The following is a 12,813-nucleotide window of genomic DNA, read 5'->3' on the forward strand; positions in this document are numbered from 1 at the left end:
GCAAAAGGGAGCCGGGGATGGAGTACGGAAGCATCGAGCGCGATCTCCACGTCGACGCGTCACCCGAAGTGGTCTTCGAGGTCGTCAGCCGACCGGAACACATGCGGGAGTGGTGGCCGGACGACGCGCGTTTCGAGACCGCGGAAGGGGCGCCCGGAGAGCTCTTCTGGCGTGACAAGGCGACGGGCGAGACCAAGACCGTCGCGTTCACCGTGGTCGAGGTCGACCCTCCCAAACGGTTCGCGTTCCGGTGGTGCTACACCGACGCCGAACGCGGTGGGGACTCGCTGCTGGTCACCTTCGATCTCGTCCCGACGCGGACGGGGACCCTGGTGCGGATGACGGAGACCGGGTTCCGCGAGATGGGCTGGGAGATCGCCGTACTGGAGGAGCAGTACCGCGATCACGTCAACGGCTGGGAGCACTACCTCCCACGGCTGGGCGCGTACGCCGCGCGGCTGGCGTCGGCCCGATGAGCACGCCGGTCGACGACGACCTGTGGTCGGCGATCGGCGACCCGACCCGGCGCACCATGATCGACCTGCTCCTCGCGTCCGGACCGGGGACCGCCACCTCGCTCAGCACGAGCCTCCCCGTCACCCGACAGGCCGTGTCGAAGCACCTCGCCGTCCTCGACCGGGTCGGGCTGGTCCACGCCGAGCCGGCCGGACGGGAACGGCGCTACCGCGTCGACGAGGCCCAACTCGCCCGCGCGGTCGCGCAACTGGCCGCGGTCGGCGCCACCTGGGACGCCCGACTCCGCCGTATCAAACACATCGCGGAAGCGATCGAACGCAACCGCACCACCACGGAAGGAGCATGACCATGGTCGACATCCTGCATCGAATCGGCGCCGTCGCGCCGCTGGACGACGTCTACCGGGCGATCGCGACACCCGAGGGCCTCGCCGGCTGGTGGACCACCGACACCACCGGCAAGAGCGAGGTCGGCGGCCGACTGGCGTTCCGCTTCGGCGACGTCGGCGGCTTCGACATGGAGATCCTGGAACTCGACCCCGCCGGCCATGTGCGGTGGCGCGTCACGGACGGCCCCGCGGAATGGATCGGCACCGAGATCGACTGGGCCCTCAGCCGGAACGACGGGTACACGATCGTCCTGTTCAAGCACGAGGGCTGGCGCGAGCCGGTCGAGTTCATGCACCACTGCAGTACGAAGTGGGCGCTGTTCCTGATGAGCCTCAAGGAGTACGTGGAGACGGGCCACGGCAGGCCCGCACCTGACGATGTCCGCATCAGCGACTGGCATTAGAAGGCGCTAGGCGCCGTAGAAGCGTCCTTGGTCGCACAGGGCGTCCGGCGATCCGACTGCACGGGCGGTGCGGGGAGCCGGCCGGTCGCGAATCCGCGTTGAGGCGGGGCCCGGTCCGGCTTACCGTGGCTCGGTGAGTGATGTGAAGCATGACGTCTACTGCACCGAAATCGGCTCCCGTGCCGACGAGTTGCGCGCGGCCGTGCGGTCCGCCGAGGCGGGGCCGGCCGCGACGCCCGTTCCCAGCTGTCCCGGGTGGAACCTCACCCAGCTCGCCCGGCATGTCGGGGGAACCCATCGGTGGGCGGCGCAGATCGTCCGGAGCCGGGCCACCGGTCCCGTCGCCCACGACCTGGTGGACGACGTCTTCTCGCCCGGTCCCGAGTCCGCCGCCGACCTGGACGCCTGGCTCGCCGAGGGGGCCGCGGAACTGACCGGTGCGCTGCGCGAGGCCGGTCCCGACGCCCCGGTGTGGACGGTCGCGCCGAGCGGTGTCGCCGGTTTCTGGGCCCGGCGGATGACCCATGAGACGACGCTGCACGCCGCCGACGCCGCCTTCGTCACGGGCGCCGCCTTCGCCGTACGAGAGGAACTGGCGCGGGACGCCCTGGACGAGTGGATGGGGTTCGGCGCACTGCCCCGGGTACTGGAGGCCGCGGGGCCCGACGCCCCGCCGCTCACCGGACCCGGCCGCACACTGCACCTGCACGCCACCGACGCGCCCGACGCCGAGTGGCTGGTGGACCTCACGGGCGTACCGGTCACCTGGCGCCACGCCCACGAGAAGGCCGCGGTCGCGGTACGTGCCCCGCTCACCGACCTCGTGCTGCTGCTCTACGGCCGTCGCACCCCGGCCGACGCGTCGGTCGAGGTGTTCGGGGACGCGGACCTGTTGTCGCTGTGGCTGGAGCGGTCCGGGTTCTGGCTCCGTAAGTAGGCCGGGAAGCCAGGCGCCATGACGCCCCTGTTCGAGGTGTGATCCGGCGGCCTCATAGGGTCGGGGCATGGTGAGCGAATTCAGCGAGGCGTTCCTGATCGAGGCCGAACGGCATGCCGCGTGGGGCGCGGCCCAGCTCGACGCGCTGGGCACGTTTCTGCCCGAGGGGCCGTGGACCGCCGATCTGCCGTCCTGCGTGTACCAGCAGGGGGATCTGGAGCTGCGGGTGGCGGTGCTGGGGACGTATGACATGGACCAGCAGTCCTGGATGTGGGGCTGGGCCAATCCGGGGCTGCGGGGCACCGAGGTGGTGGCGCTGACCGGTGCGGTCCGACGGTACGGGCGGGTGCACGGGATCGCCGAACTGGCGGAGGAGATCGTGCCGTTGGCCGGGTTCGCCGATCCGCGGCGGGCCGCCGAGATGCTCGCCTTCACGGGCATGGGGGTGGCCGAGTCGCCCGGGTACATCGGCGTGCCGGCGGGCCCGGCCACGCAGGTCTACTTCCTGCCGGACGACGCCCGGGTCCCCCGCGCCCGCCTGGACCCGGTCACGCTGCCTCGGATCCTCCTCACCGGGGCGGGGGTGATCGGATACTCGGCCCGCCATGTCGTCGGCGGCTACTTCGATCACCACGACGTGCCCTACAGCTCCGAGGACGACCGGATCGTCGCGGACCTGGGCGGGGGCAACGCGGTCGAGGTGGGCTTCGACACGGCGGGGCGGATCTCGGGGGTGCAGGTGAAGGCTCTGCCTTGAGCGATCGGGACCGCTGTGGTCCTGGGGCGGCGGTCACCGCCCATGGCCGTCCTCGTGGCACCCATCGGATGCGAACCCGCGGTGGCGGCGGGCAGGATGGCCTCATGACGAAACCATCCGGAACGTCGACCCACCCCGCCGGCTCGAACTCCGTGTTGTCCCTGTGGTCGCAGGACTCTGTGCTGTCGATCGGCTCCGTGGGATCGGTGTTGTCCATCGGGTCGGTCGGCTCGGCCCTGTCCGTCGGATCGATCGGGAGCGCGCTGTCCGTGGGCTCGATCGGGTCGGCGCTGTCACTGGTCTCGTTCGGATCATGGCTGAGCACGGGCTCGTGCCTGTCCGCGCAGTCGAAGTGGTCGGTACTGTCCTGGCGTTCCTCACGCGCCTTCCAGTCCGCCGGCGTGCTGGGGGTGGTGGGCGTGGCCGCTCTGTTGGCCGCTCAGCGGTCGCGGCCAGGGGAACGGGCGTGACGTAGGAGTCCACCGCCGGGGACCGGTCAGTCGGCGGGCTGCCAGGCGCGGGGCCAGTTGCCGGAGGGTGGTGGCGGACCGGCCACCCCCAGTTCGCTCCGGGCGCGGGTGTAGAACTCGTCGCGTCGGCGGCTCACCCGCTGGGAGTCCCGGGTCCATCCCTGTGCGTCCTGCCGCTGCTCGCGCACATGCAGCGGGTGATCCAGATCTGTTCCTTGAGCGCGTTGCTGTACCGCGCGTACACGTCGAACTTCTTCTCCTGCCAGCGCTCGGTCTGCGCACGACGCCACCGGGCCCGTTCGGTCAGGGCCGTGACCGCGTATGAAGCCACGGCGCTCCCCCTCTGTCGGCTGACGCGGAACCCGGTGCGGCGATCAGTCGCGCTTGCGCGCCACGCCGCCGTAGAAGCCGATCAGTTCGGACCCGGGCGGCGGCGGAGCGTCCGGGCGCCAGAACGGAGCCTGGGCGAGGCCGGGTTCGATGAGGTCGAAGCCGTCGAAGTAGCGCTCGACCTCGGCGCGGGAGCGGAGGTTCAGGCTGGCGGTGGCCTTGTTGTAGACGGCCTGGGCCGCGGTGCGGTCGGCGAAGTCGCCGGTGGCGTGGGAGAGGACGAGGTAGCTGCCGGAGGGAAGGGCGTCGCGCAGGGTGGCGACGATCTCCTCGGGCCGGTCCGCGTCGGTCAGGAAGTGGACGATCGCGACGAGGAGCAGGGCGACCGGCTCGTCGAAGTCGATGACCTTGCGGATGTCGGGGTGGTCCACGACGGCACGCGGGTCCCGGAGGTCGCCGAGCACGATGCTGGTGGTGCCGCCGCTGCTGAGCAGGGCGTCGCCGTGTGTCTTGACGATCGGGTCGTTGTCGACGTACGCGACCCGTACGTCCGGTGCCACCTCATGGGCGATCTCATGGACGTTCGGCGAGGTGGGCAGACCGGTGCCGATGTCGAGGATCTGGCGCACGCCGCCCTCGGCAACGACATGGCGGACCGCGCGCCGCAGGAATCCGCGGTTGGCGCGCAGACCGATCCGTACCTCGGGTGCGGCGGCGGCGAGTTGGTCGCCGGCTCGCTGGTCGACCTCGTAGTTGTCCTTGCCGCCCAGCAGATAGTCGTAGATCCGGGCAGGGTGCGGTCTGCTGGTGTCGATCTCCTCGCCACGCACGCCGTCGCCCATCACCTGCGCTCCTCTCGACGCCCGCCACGGCCCGCTCGCCGCCCGCGGCGGGGACAGCTTCGCACATCAACTTCCGTGCCTGTGGCCCTGGTTCCGGTCGCCGCTACGCGTGCAGCTCGACGGAGATGTGCGGCGCGAGCGCGCGGAGGAAGTCGGGCGCGTCGAAGATCTCGCCGGCGGAGGCGACCCCGACCGTCCTGGTCCGCCCGGTGAGGATGCGGTGGACCGCCTCGACCGCGAGCGGCGCGGTGACGGCGTAGATGTCCCGGCCCCTGGCCACGGCGCGCCGTTCGGTGCCGCCGGAGCGGACGACGGCGTCGACGAGGAAGGTCTGGTCGGAGCGTCCGTCGTCGTCGGTCGCGGTGGGTGCCGGTGTGTCGGAGGCGGCGAGGTCCTTGGCCGCCTCGCTCGCCATGTGGGTGCTCACCTCGGGGATGGCCAGATGGCTGGGGATGGTGACGACGTCGGCCATGGTGAACTCCCCCATGACGTCCCGGATGCCCATCGGCTCGGGGAAGTGCCACTTCAGAACTGTCGGCTGGTCGTCGTGGTACTCCAGCCGCCCCTTCGTGTAGCGCACGCGCTGCCCGCCCCGCCGGCCGTGGGAGACGGCGCCCGCGGCCCGGGTCCCGGCGGTGGGGTGCCAGCTGCTCAGCCCGTAGGCGATGTGGGCCTCGTCGGCGGTCGTCCAGTCGCCCATCGCGGCGGTGGCCAGGAGGTCGCCGAGCCCGCCGTAGAAGGCCATCGCGGGGACGATCACCGCTTTCGCCGCCCGGGCGCGGTCCGCGAAGTGGGTGAAGGTGTCGGCGTTGGCCTCGATCTCGGCGGCCACGTCCACGTAGGGGATCCCGGCGCGCAGGGCCGCCTCGATCACAGGGGCGGCGGTGGTCGCGAAGGGGCCCGCGCTGTTGATCACGGCGTCCGCGCCGGCCAGGGCACGGTCGAGGGCGGCCGTGTCGTCGACGGCCGCGGGCCGGACGTCGAGGCCCGGGAAGGCGGCGGCCAGCTCCCGCAGCTTGCCGGCGTCACGGCCGGAGAGCACGGGGACGAACCCGCGATCCAGCAGATGCGCCACCACGAAACGTCCGGTGTGCCCGTACGCGCCGTACACCGTCACCGTCTGAGCCGATCCCATGGGTTCTCTCCCCGTTGTCGTTCGGTCCGTCGAGAACATCCTGGCGAGAACGGGTGCCGCGGTGTGAGTGTCTGGAACGACCTGCCCCGTACACTTTCGGACATGACCTCTGTCGCTCTGGCCGTCACCGACGGGATGCTGCACTTCGAACTGTCCCTGGCCTACGAGGTGTTCGGCTCCGCCCCGGACCAGGTGACCGTCCCCTGGTACGACGTGGTCGTCTGCGGGTCGCGGGCCGTCAGGGTCGGCCGCTTCCTGCTGGAGCCCGACCACGGGCTCGGGCAGCTGGCCCGGGCCGACACCGTGATCGTCCCCGGCTGGGCGGACATCGACGTGGATCCGCCCGCCGCACTGGTCGACGCGGTGCGGGCGGCCCACGAGGCCGGAGCGCGCGTGGCCTCCCTGTGCACCGGAGCCTTCGTGCTGGCCGCCGCCGGCCTGCTGGACGGGAAGCGGGCGACGACGCACTGGGCGCACACCGAGGCGCTGTCCGCCTGCTATCCGAAGGTGGAGGTCGACCCGGACGTGCTCTACGTCGACAACGGCAGCGTGCTCACCTCCGCCGGCAAGGCCGCCGCGATGGACCTGTGCCTGCATCTGGTCCGGCTGGACCACGGCTCGGCCGTCGCCAACACCGTCGCCCGCCGCCTGGTGGTGCCACCGCACCGGGCGGGCGGCCAGGCGCAGTTCGTCGCCGCGCCGGTGCCGACCCGCGACGGCCATCCGCTCGGCGCGCTGCTCCCCTGGGTCGTCGAGCGGCTCGACCGACCGCTGACCGTGGAGGACCTGGCCCGTCAGGCACGGATGAGCTCACGTCACCTCGGCCGCCGCTTCAGGGAGACGACCGGCACCACCCCGCTCCAGTGGCTGCTGACCCAACGCATCCGCCGCGCCCAGGAGTTGCTGGAGGCCACCGACGACAGCGTCGACGCCATCGCGACAGCCACCGGCATGGGCACCGCCACGACCCTGCGCCGGCACTTCAACCGCACGGTCGGCGTGCCCCCGGACACCTATCGCCGCACCTTCCGCGCACGGTCCGGGACGGGCGGAACGGAGGAACGCTCCCTCACCTCTGGGGGCACACGCTCAATGTGACTCACGGCTGACCTCGGACCCGCTGGAGCCGACGAGGAAGTCGAGGTCGGCCCCGGTGTCCGCCTGGAGGACGTGGTCGACGTAGAGCCGCTCCCAGCCGCGGCGGGGCGCGGCGAAACCGTCGATGGTGGCCCGGTCCGGCTTGCGGTGGGCGAGTTCGTCGTCCGGTACGTCGATGTCGATCCGGCGGGCCTCGACGTCGAGCGTGATGAAATCGCCCGTGCGCACCAGCCCCAGCGGTCCGCCGGCCGCGGCTTCGGGGGCCACGTGCAGGACGACCGTGCCGTACGCCGTGCCGCTCATCCGGCCGTCGCAGACGCGGACCATGTCGCGGACGCCCTGTTCGAGGAGCTTCTTCGGCAGCGGCATGTTGGAGACCTCGGGCATGCCCGGGTAGCCCTTGGGGCCGCAGCCGCGCAGGACGAGGACGGAGTCGGCGTCGACGTCCAGGTCGGGGTCGTCGACGCGGGCGTGGAAGTCCTCGACGGAGTCGAAGACGACGGCGCGGCCGCGATGGCGCAGCAGGTGCGGGGAGGCGGCGGCGGGTTTGACGAGGGCCCCGTCGGGGGCGAGGTTGCCGCGCAGGACGGCGATGCCGCCCTCGGAGACAAGGGGTTCGGCCCGGGGGCGGATGACTTCGGCGTCCCAGACGGCGGCGTCGTCGAGGAAGCCGACCAGGGGTTCGCCGGTGACGGTCAGCGCGTCGGGGTCGAGCAGGTCGCGGACCTCGCGCAGGACGGCGAGGAGTCCCCCGGCGCGGTGGAGGTCCTCCATGAGGAAGCGGCCGGCCGGCTGGAGGTCCACCAGGACGGGGACGCGCGAGCCGATGCGGTCGAAGTCGTCGAGGGTCAGGTCGATGCCCAACCGGCCCGCGATCGCCAGGAGATGGACGACCGCGTTGGTCGAGCCGCCCACTGCGGCCAGCGCCACGATCGCGTTGTGGAAGGAGCCCTTGGTCAGGAAGGTGCCAGGGCGCCGGTCGGCGGCGACCATGTCCACCGCCAGCCGTCCGGTGTGGTGCGCGGCCTCCAGGAGCCGGCTGTCGGGGGCGGGGGTGCCGGCCACACCGGGCAGTACCGTGCCCAGCGCCTCCGCCACCAGTGCCATCGTCGAGGCGGTGCCCATGGTGTTGCAGTGTCCGCGGCTGCGGATCATCGAGGACTCGGAGCGGGTGAACTGCTCCTGGGAGAGCGTGCCCGCCCGCACCTCCTCCGACAGCTGCCACACCCCGGTGCCACAGCCCAGCAGGCCGCCGCGGAAAGTGCCGTTGAGCATCGGGCCGCCGGGGACCACGACCGCGGGCAGATCCACCGAGGCGGCCGCCATGAGCAGCGACGGGATCGTCTTGTCGCAGCCGCCCAACAGCACGACGCCGTCCAGGGGGTTGGCCCGCAGCATCTCCTCCGTGGCCATCGCGGCCATGTTGCGCCAGAGCATCGCGGTGGGCCGTACGTTCGTCTCGCCGAGCGACACGACGGGCAGGTCCAGCGGGATGCCGCCCGCCTCGTAGACACCGTTGCGCACCGAGGCCGCGACCTCGTCGAGGTGTGCGTTGCAGGGGGTCAGGTCGGATGCGGTGTTGGCGATGGCGATCTGGGGCCGCCCGGTGAAGGCGTCGGCGGGCACGCCCCGGCGCATCCACGCCCGGTGGATGTATCCGTTGCGGTCCTGACCCGCGTACCACTGCGCGCTGCGGAGCCTCACCATGGGGTCCCTTCCAATAGTCGGTACGGCGGTCTACTGTTCGGAACGCGATGAAGCCTACGCAGACGTACGACGGACCGACAGACCCCGGCACGGACGGCGCGACCGGCGTCGACGGCAGCCGACTCGTGGGGTCGGACCGGGTGCTCGCGGTCCTCAAGGAGCTCGCCCGGTATCCCGAGGGCGTGGGCCTTGAGGAGCTGACCCGGGTGATCGGGAGTCCCAAGCCGACCGTGCACCGGGCGCTGGGGGCGCTGCGCCGGGCGGGGCTGGCCGACCAGGACGCGCGCGGCCGTTATGTACTCGGGGACGAGTTCCTGCGCATGGCGTTCGCCCACCACGAGGTGCGGCCCGATCATGTCCGGGTCCGTCCCCTGCTCGACGCGCTGGCCGGCCGGTTCGGTGAGACGGCGCACTACGCGGTGCTCGACGGCCATGAGGTCGTCTACCGCGCCAAGGTCGATCCGCCCTCCGGTGCCGTCCGGCTGACGTCGACGATCGGCGGGCGCAACCCCGCCCACACCACGGCCGTCGGAAAGCTGCTGCTGGCCCGGGAGTTGACGTCACTGGAGGCAGTCGACGCGTGGGTCGGAGACTCGGGCCTGGAACGCCGTACGCCACGGAGTCTGTGCACGGCGGCCGAGCTGCACCGTGAGCTCGTGGCCACGCGGGAGCGCGGGTACGGCGTCGACGACCAGGAGAACGAGACCGGGGTCAACTGCCTTGCCCTGCCGGTCTATCTCACCTCCCCGACGGCCCCCTCCGGAGCCGTGAGCATCAGCGCGCTGGCCTACCGGACACCGCTCGCCTCCCTGGTCGACGCGCTCGACGAGATCCGTGCCCTGCTGGACGACCCGGGCGACTGAAGCCCCCACCACCCCTGGAGACAGCCCCGTGTACCTCATGCGCATCGGTGCCCCCGGCGCCGAGAAGCCCGTCGCCCGCGTCGACGACGAGACGTACGTCGACCTCTCCGACGTCGTCACCGACTTCGACGAGGCGTTCTTCGGTTCGGACGGCCTGGACCGCGTACGCCCGCTGGTGGCCGAGCGGACGGCGGCGGGTCGGGTGTCCCGCTTCGCCGGCGAGCGTGTCGGCGCCCCCATCGCCCGTCCGCACCAGATCCTGTGCATCGGGCTCAACTACCGTGACCACGCCGCCGAGAGCGGCATGGCCGTGCCCGACGAGCCGATCCTGTTCACCAAGTCGCCGAACACGCTGATCGGCCCGGACGACGACGTGCGCATCCCGCGGGGTTCCACCAAGACCGACTGGGAGGTGGAGCTCGGCATAGTGATCGGGAGGCGCACGAGCTATCTGGACTCGGTGGCGGAGGCGCGCGACGCCATCGCCGGGTATGTGGTCGTCAACGACGTCAGCGAGCGCGGCTTCCAGCTGGAGCGCGGCGGGCAGTGGGCCAAGGGCAAGTCCGCGGAGACCTTCAACCCGGCGGGACCGTGGCTGGCCACGGCGGACGAGATCGACGACGTCCTCGCGCTGGACATGTGGCTGGACGTCAACGGCGTGCGGCGCCAGACCGGCAGCACCAAGACGATGGTCTTCGACCCGTATTTCATCGTGCACTACCTGAGCCAGTTCATGGTCCTGGAGCCCGGCGACCTCATCAACACCGGTACCCCGCCCGGCGTCGGCATGGGTCTCACCCCGCCGGTGTATCTCCAGCCGGGTGACGTGATGGAGCTGGGCATCACACGGCTCGGCGCGCAGCGCCAGCATGTCCTCGGGCCCCGGTGAGCGGCTCTCGATGCGTGCTTTCGTACTGACCGGCCCGGGCACGTACGAGGTCCAGGACCTCCCGGCGCCGGTGGCCGGTCCCGGTGAGGTGGTCGTCGACGTCGAGCGGGTCGGTGTGTGCGGCACCGACGTGGAGTTCTTCACCGGCGAGATGGCCTATCTCCATCAGGGGCACTCCGCGTATCCCGTGCGGCTGGGGCACGAGTGGTCCGGGCGCGTCGCCGTGGTCGGTGACGGGGTGGATCCCGGCTGGCTCGGGCGCCGGGTGATGGGCGACACGATGCTCGGCTGCGGCACGTGCCGTCGCTGTCTGCGGGGCAATCAGCATGTGTGCGAGAAGCGGCAGGAGGTCGGTATCCGCGGTGCCCGGGCAGGGGCGCTCGCGGAACAACTCGCCGTACCGGCCTCCTCGTTGCACGCCCTGCCCGACTCCGTCGACGCCGAGCTCGGCGCGCTGGTGGAGCCGGGCGGAAACGCTCTGCGCGCCGCGCAGGCCGCTGCGCCGCGTCCCGGTGACCGGGCCCTGGTGCTGGGCCCGGGGACGATCGGGCTGCTGGTCGCGATGTTCCTGCGGGCGGCCGGTGCGGAGGTGCATCTGATGGGTGCCACGGACGCCTCCCTCGCGTTCGCCCGCGCGCTGGGCTTCGCGCACGTGTGGACGGAACGGTCCTTGCCGGACCTGCCGTTCGACTCGGTCGTGGACGCCTCGACCGCGCCCCATCTCCCCAACCGCGCCCTGGAGTTGGTCGAACCGGCCGGCCGCGTGGTGTACATCGGGCTGGCCGGCGAACCCGCCCGGCTCGACCATCGCACGCTCCTCCTCAAGGACGTGACGGCGGTGGGCGTCCTGTCCGCCTCCCCCGGCCTCGACGCGACGATCAAGGCCTACGCCGACGGATCGGTGGACCCCAGACCGCTGGTCGCCGCCACCGTGGGGCTCGACGAGGTCGGCCCGGTGCTCGCCGGTTCGCGTCCGGCGGGTGCGGGGCCAGGTCCGAAGGTGCATGTCGACCCTCGACTCGGGCGGTGAGGGGGCGGGACGAGGTCCCGAGCTCTCTGCGGAGGTGGGGCGCGTCATGGCGGCGAGCGGTGGGGCCCGCACACCAGTGACGCGGACGGCGTGAGCATCCCGTCATCGTGAAGGGCCGCACCCGTCGCGGGGTGCGGCCCTTCACCGTGCGCGCCCGGTGGTCGGCGATGCGCTGCGGCGCCTTCCGTCAACGGCGCAGTTTCACCTTGCTGATCGCGACGACGCCGAGGGCGGCGAGGGCGATCTGGATGAGCCACTCGGCCCAGTCGACGCCGTCGGTGTCGGCGACTCCCAGGCCTGAGGCGATGCCGGTTCCGATGAACGCGGCGACGATACCGATCACGATCGTCCACAGGATGCCGATGCGCTGACGGCCGGGGATGACGAGCCGGCCGAGCACACCGATCACGATGCCGATCACGATCGCGCTGATGACGCCTGAAATCTCCATGGGCGGTATGCCACCCCTCACTCGTTGGTGGCATACGAGTGCCCGTTCGAGTCGATGCCACGCAGATCCGTTTTCCCGGCCCCGAAATCGGCTGCGGACGGGGCCGGTCGAGGCATACCGTCCGGCTGTGCGTTGATCTCCCGGGCGGCGGCCGAGCGCCGCCGCGGACGGTACGGGCGCCCCGGCCGCGGGGCCGCCCCCACAGCCATGCCGCCGGACTCCCTGGAGATCACCCCATGACCGCTCGCCCCCTCACCTACGACGCCTTCGTGCGGCTGGCCCTCGCCGACACCGCCGTCGTCGGCCTGGTCCTCAAGGGCTCCCGCGCCCACGAGGGCATGGTCACCCTGCATTCCGACCACGACCTGTACGTCGTTCTCGCCGACACCGCGACGACGGACACCCGGTTCCAGGGCCATCGCAGCGGCGGGCTCGATCTTGTCGTCCTCTCGCTCACCGAGTTCCGCGCGGCCGGCATGCCCGGCTTCGAGCGCTACGCCCTGGCCCGCGCCCAGGTCGTGCTCGACCGGCTGGACGGCGGCATCGCCCGGATCCTGGCCGACAAGGCACGCCTGGCCGCCGACGAGGCGCACCGGGACGCGGGCGGCTGGCTCGACGCCTACGCCAACTCCCTCTACCGGTCCGTCAAGAACGCGCGCGACGGCCACGGCCTCGCTGCCCGGCTCGACGCCGCCGACAGCGTGCGGTTCCTGCTGGAACTGCTCTTCGCGCTCGACCGCCGCCCCCGTCCCTACAACAAGTACCTGGAGTGGGAACTCTCCCGCCATCCGCTGCCCGGCTGGGACACCGGCCTCCTCCTCGACGCCGTGGACCGCGTCGCACGGACGGGAGACGTGGCCCTGCAACGCCGCCTCTTCACCCGCGTCGAGTCAGCGGCCCGGAAGGCCGGACACGGGGCGGTGCTGGACGCCTGGGGAGCGGACCTCGACCTGATGCGCCCGAGGTGAGCGGCCGGTCGCCGTCTCACTCGTTGTGCGGCACCATCGACGTCACGGTCATCACAGTGACTTGGCG

Annotated in this window: 16 protein-coding genes; 11 read left to right on the forward strand and 5 right to left on the reverse strand. The window is 71.8% G+C overall.

From position 1 onward, the window contains the following. Nucleotides 1-17 precede the first annotated feature (17 nt). From ACFY0U_RS35555 to ACFY0U_RS35580, 6 genes are all read left to right on the forward strand, one after another. The gene (locus tag ACFY0U_RS35555) at nt 18-476 is read left to right on the forward strand and encodes an SRPBCC domain-containing protein (RefSeq protein ID WP_388642837.1); all 459 of its coding nucleotides are present in this window, start codon (nt 18-20) and stop codon (nt 474-476) included. Beyond that, a complete protein-coding gene (locus tag ACFY0U_RS35560; protein ID WP_388642838.1) occupies nt 473-823 on the forward strand; it encodes an ArsR/SmtB family transcription factor in 351 nt (116 codons plus the stop codon). The genes ACFY0U_RS35555 and ACFY0U_RS35560 overlap by 4 nt, the downstream gene beginning before the upstream one ends. Beyond that, nucleotides 820-1,269: an SRPBCC domain-containing protein gene (locus tag ACFY0U_RS35565; protein ID WP_388642841.1), complete on the forward strand. Its 450-nt coding sequence runs from the start codon at nt 820-822 to the stop codon at nt 1,267-1,269. The genes ACFY0U_RS35560 and ACFY0U_RS35565 overlap by 4 nt, the downstream gene beginning before the upstream one ends. A 133-nt stretch (nt 1,270-1,402) precedes the next feature. Then, nucleotides 1,403-2,206: a maleylpyruvate isomerase family mycothiol-dependent enzyme gene (locus ACFY0U_RS35570; RefSeq protein WP_388642843.1), complete on the forward strand. Its 804-nt coding sequence runs from the start codon at nt 1,403-1,405 to the stop codon at nt 2,204-2,206. A 67-nt stretch (nt 2,207-2,273) separates the two neighbouring features. Next, a complete protein-coding gene (locus ACFY0U_RS35575; RefSeq protein ID WP_388642845.1) occupies nt 2,274-2,963 on the forward strand; it encodes a DUF6882 domain-containing protein in 690 nt (229 codons plus the stop codon). Between the two features lie 104 nt (nt 2,964-3,067). Then, nucleotides 3,068-3,433 carry a hypothetical protein gene (locus tag ACFY0U_RS35580; RefSeq protein WP_388642846.1) on the forward strand — a complete coding sequence of 122 codons (366 nt, stop codon included), beginning with the start codon at nt 3,068-3,070 and terminating at the stop codon, nt 3,431-3,433. Nucleotides 3,434-3,566: 133 nt separating this feature from the next. Here ACFY0U_RS35580 and ACFY0U_RS35585 read toward each other — a convergent pair whose 3' ends face one another. The 3 genes from ACFY0U_RS35585 to ACFY0U_RS35595 form a co-directional block, all read right to left on the reverse strand. Beyond that, a complete protein-coding gene (locus tag ACFY0U_RS35585; protein ID WP_388642847.1) occupies nt 3,567-3,764 on the reverse strand; it encodes a hypothetical protein in 198 nt (65 codons plus the stop codon). Nucleotides 3,765-3,807: 43 nt separating this feature from the next. After that, a complete protein-coding gene (locus ACFY0U_RS35590) occupies nt 3,808-4,605 on the reverse strand; it encodes an SAM-dependent methyltransferase (RefSeq protein WP_388642850.1) in 798 nt (265 codons plus the stop codon). 103 nt (nt 4,606-4,708) lie between these two features. After that, a complete protein-coding gene (locus tag ACFY0U_RS35595) occupies nt 4,709-5,740 on the reverse strand; it encodes a saccharopine dehydrogenase family protein (protein WP_388642851.1) in 1,032 nt (343 codons plus the stop codon). A 102-nt stretch (nt 5,741-5,842) separates the two neighbouring features. On the opposite strand from ACFY0U_RS35595, the gene ACFY0U_RS35600 reads away from it, so the two are divergent. After that, entirely contained in the window at nt 5,843-6,838 is a 996-nt protein-coding gene (locus ACFY0U_RS35600) for a helix-turn-helix domain-containing protein (protein ID WP_388642852.1), read from the forward strand. Here ACFY0U_RS35600 and ACFY0U_RS35605 read toward each other — a convergent pair. Next, a complete protein-coding gene (locus ACFY0U_RS35605) occupies nt 6,830-8,545 on the reverse strand; it encodes an IlvD/Edd family dehydratase (protein WP_388642854.1) in 1,716 nt (571 codons plus the stop codon). The genes ACFY0U_RS35600 and ACFY0U_RS35605 overlap by 9 nt on opposite strands. Before the next feature lie 47 nt (nt 8,546-8,592). On the opposite strand from ACFY0U_RS35605, the gene ACFY0U_RS35610 reads away from it, so the two are divergent. The 3 genes from ACFY0U_RS35610 to ACFY0U_RS35620 are packed head-to-tail and all read left to right on the forward strand — an operon-like array spanning nt 8,593 to nt 11,327. Continuing rightward, nucleotides 8,593-9,408 (forward strand): IclR family transcriptional regulator, encoded by an 816-nt coding sequence (locus ACFY0U_RS35610; RefSeq protein ID WP_388642855.1) that lies wholly within the window; start codon nt 8,593-8,595, stop codon nt 9,406-9,408. A 28-nt stretch (nt 9,409-9,436) separates the two neighbouring features. Beyond that, nucleotides 9,437-10,297, forward strand: coding sequence for a fumarylacetoacetate hydrolase family protein (locus ACFY0U_RS35615; RefSeq protein ID WP_388642858.1), 861 nt, complete (start codon nt 9,437-9,439; stop codon nt 10,295-10,297). Between the two features lie 10 nt (nt 10,298-10,307). After that, nucleotides 10,308-11,327 (forward strand): zinc-binding dehydrogenase, encoded by a 1,020-nt coding sequence (locus ACFY0U_RS35620; RefSeq protein WP_388642861.1) that lies wholly within the window; start codon nt 10,308-10,310, stop codon nt 11,325-11,327. Between the two features lie 187 nt (nt 11,328-11,514). Here the strand turns inward: ACFY0U_RS35620 and ACFY0U_RS35625 are convergent, their stop codons facing one another. Beyond that, nucleotides 11,515-11,778 carry a GlsB/YeaQ/YmgE family stress response membrane protein gene (locus ACFY0U_RS35625; protein ID WP_388642863.1) on the reverse strand — a complete coding sequence of 88 codons (264 nt, stop codon included), beginning with the start codon at nt 11,776-11,778 and terminating at the stop codon, nt 11,515-11,517. Nucleotides 11,779-12,014: 236 nt separating this feature from the next. Between ACFY0U_RS35625 and ACFY0U_RS35630 the strand changes: the two genes are divergently transcribed. Then, nucleotides 12,015-12,746 carry a hypothetical protein gene (locus ACFY0U_RS35630; RefSeq protein ID WP_388642865.1) on the forward strand — a complete coding sequence of 244 codons (732 nt, stop codon included), beginning with the start codon at nt 12,015-12,017 and terminating at the stop codon, nt 12,744-12,746. Nucleotides 12,747-12,813: the final 67 nt, after the last annotated feature.

Origin of the sequence: Streptomyces sp. NPDC001536 (assembly GCF_042894505.1) — a bacterium.
In the GTDB taxonomy this organism is placed as follows: domain Bacteria; phylum Actinomycetota; class Actinomycetes; order Streptomycetales; family Streptomycetaceae; genus Streptomyces.

Bases quoted from the DNA above. Each gene is read 5' to 3' on its own strand.
- ACFY0U_RS35555 (WP_388642837.1), top strand. From the start codon at position 18: ATGGAGTACGGAAGCATCGAGCGCGATCTCCACGTCGACGCGTCACCC.
- ACFY0U_RS35560 (WP_388642838.1), top strand. From the start codon at position 473: ATGAGCACGCCGGTCGACGACGACCTGTGGTCGGCGATCGGCGACCCG.
- ACFY0U_RS35565 (WP_388642841.1), top strand. From the start codon at position 820: ATGACCATGGTCGACATCCTGCATCGAATCGGCGCCGTCGCGCCGCTG.
- ACFY0U_RS35575 (WP_388642845.1), top strand. From the start codon at position 2,274: ATGGTGAGCGAATTCAGCGAGGCGTTCCTGATCGAGGCCGAACGGCAT.
- ACFY0U_RS35580 (WP_388642846.1), top strand. From the start codon at position 3,068: ATGACGAAACCATCCGGAACGTCGACCCACCCCGCCGGCTCGAACTCC.
- ACFY0U_RS35590 (WP_388642850.1), bottom strand. From the start codon at position 4,605: ATGGGCGACGGCGTGCGTGGCGAGGAGATCGACACCAGCAGACCGCAC.
- ACFY0U_RS35595 (WP_388642851.1), bottom strand. From the start codon at position 5,740: ATGGGATCGGCTCAGACGGTGACGGTGTACGGCGCGTACGGGCACACC.
- ACFY0U_RS35600 (WP_388642852.1), top strand. From the start codon at position 5,843: ATGACCTCTGTCGCTCTGGCCGTCACCGACGGGATGCTGCACTTCGAA.
- ACFY0U_RS35605 (WP_388642854.1), bottom strand. From the start codon at position 8,545: ATGGTGAGGCTCCGCAGCGCGCAGTGGTACGCGGGTCAGGACCGCAAC.
- ACFY0U_RS35610 (WP_388642855.1), top strand. From the start codon at position 8,593: ATGAAGCCTACGCAGACGTACGACGGACCGACAGACCCCGGCACGGAC.
- ACFY0U_RS35620 (WP_388642861.1), top strand. From the start codon at position 10,308: ATGCGTGCTTTCGTACTGACCGGCCCGGGCACGTACGAGGTCCAGGAC.
- ACFY0U_RS35625 (WP_388642863.1), bottom strand. From the start codon at position 11,778: ATGGAGATTTCAGGCGTCATCAGCGCGATCGTGATCGGCATCGTGATC.
- ACFY0U_RS35630 (WP_388642865.1), top strand. From the start codon at position 12,015: ATGACCGCTCGCCCCCTCACCTACGACGCCTTCGTGCGGCTGGCCCTC.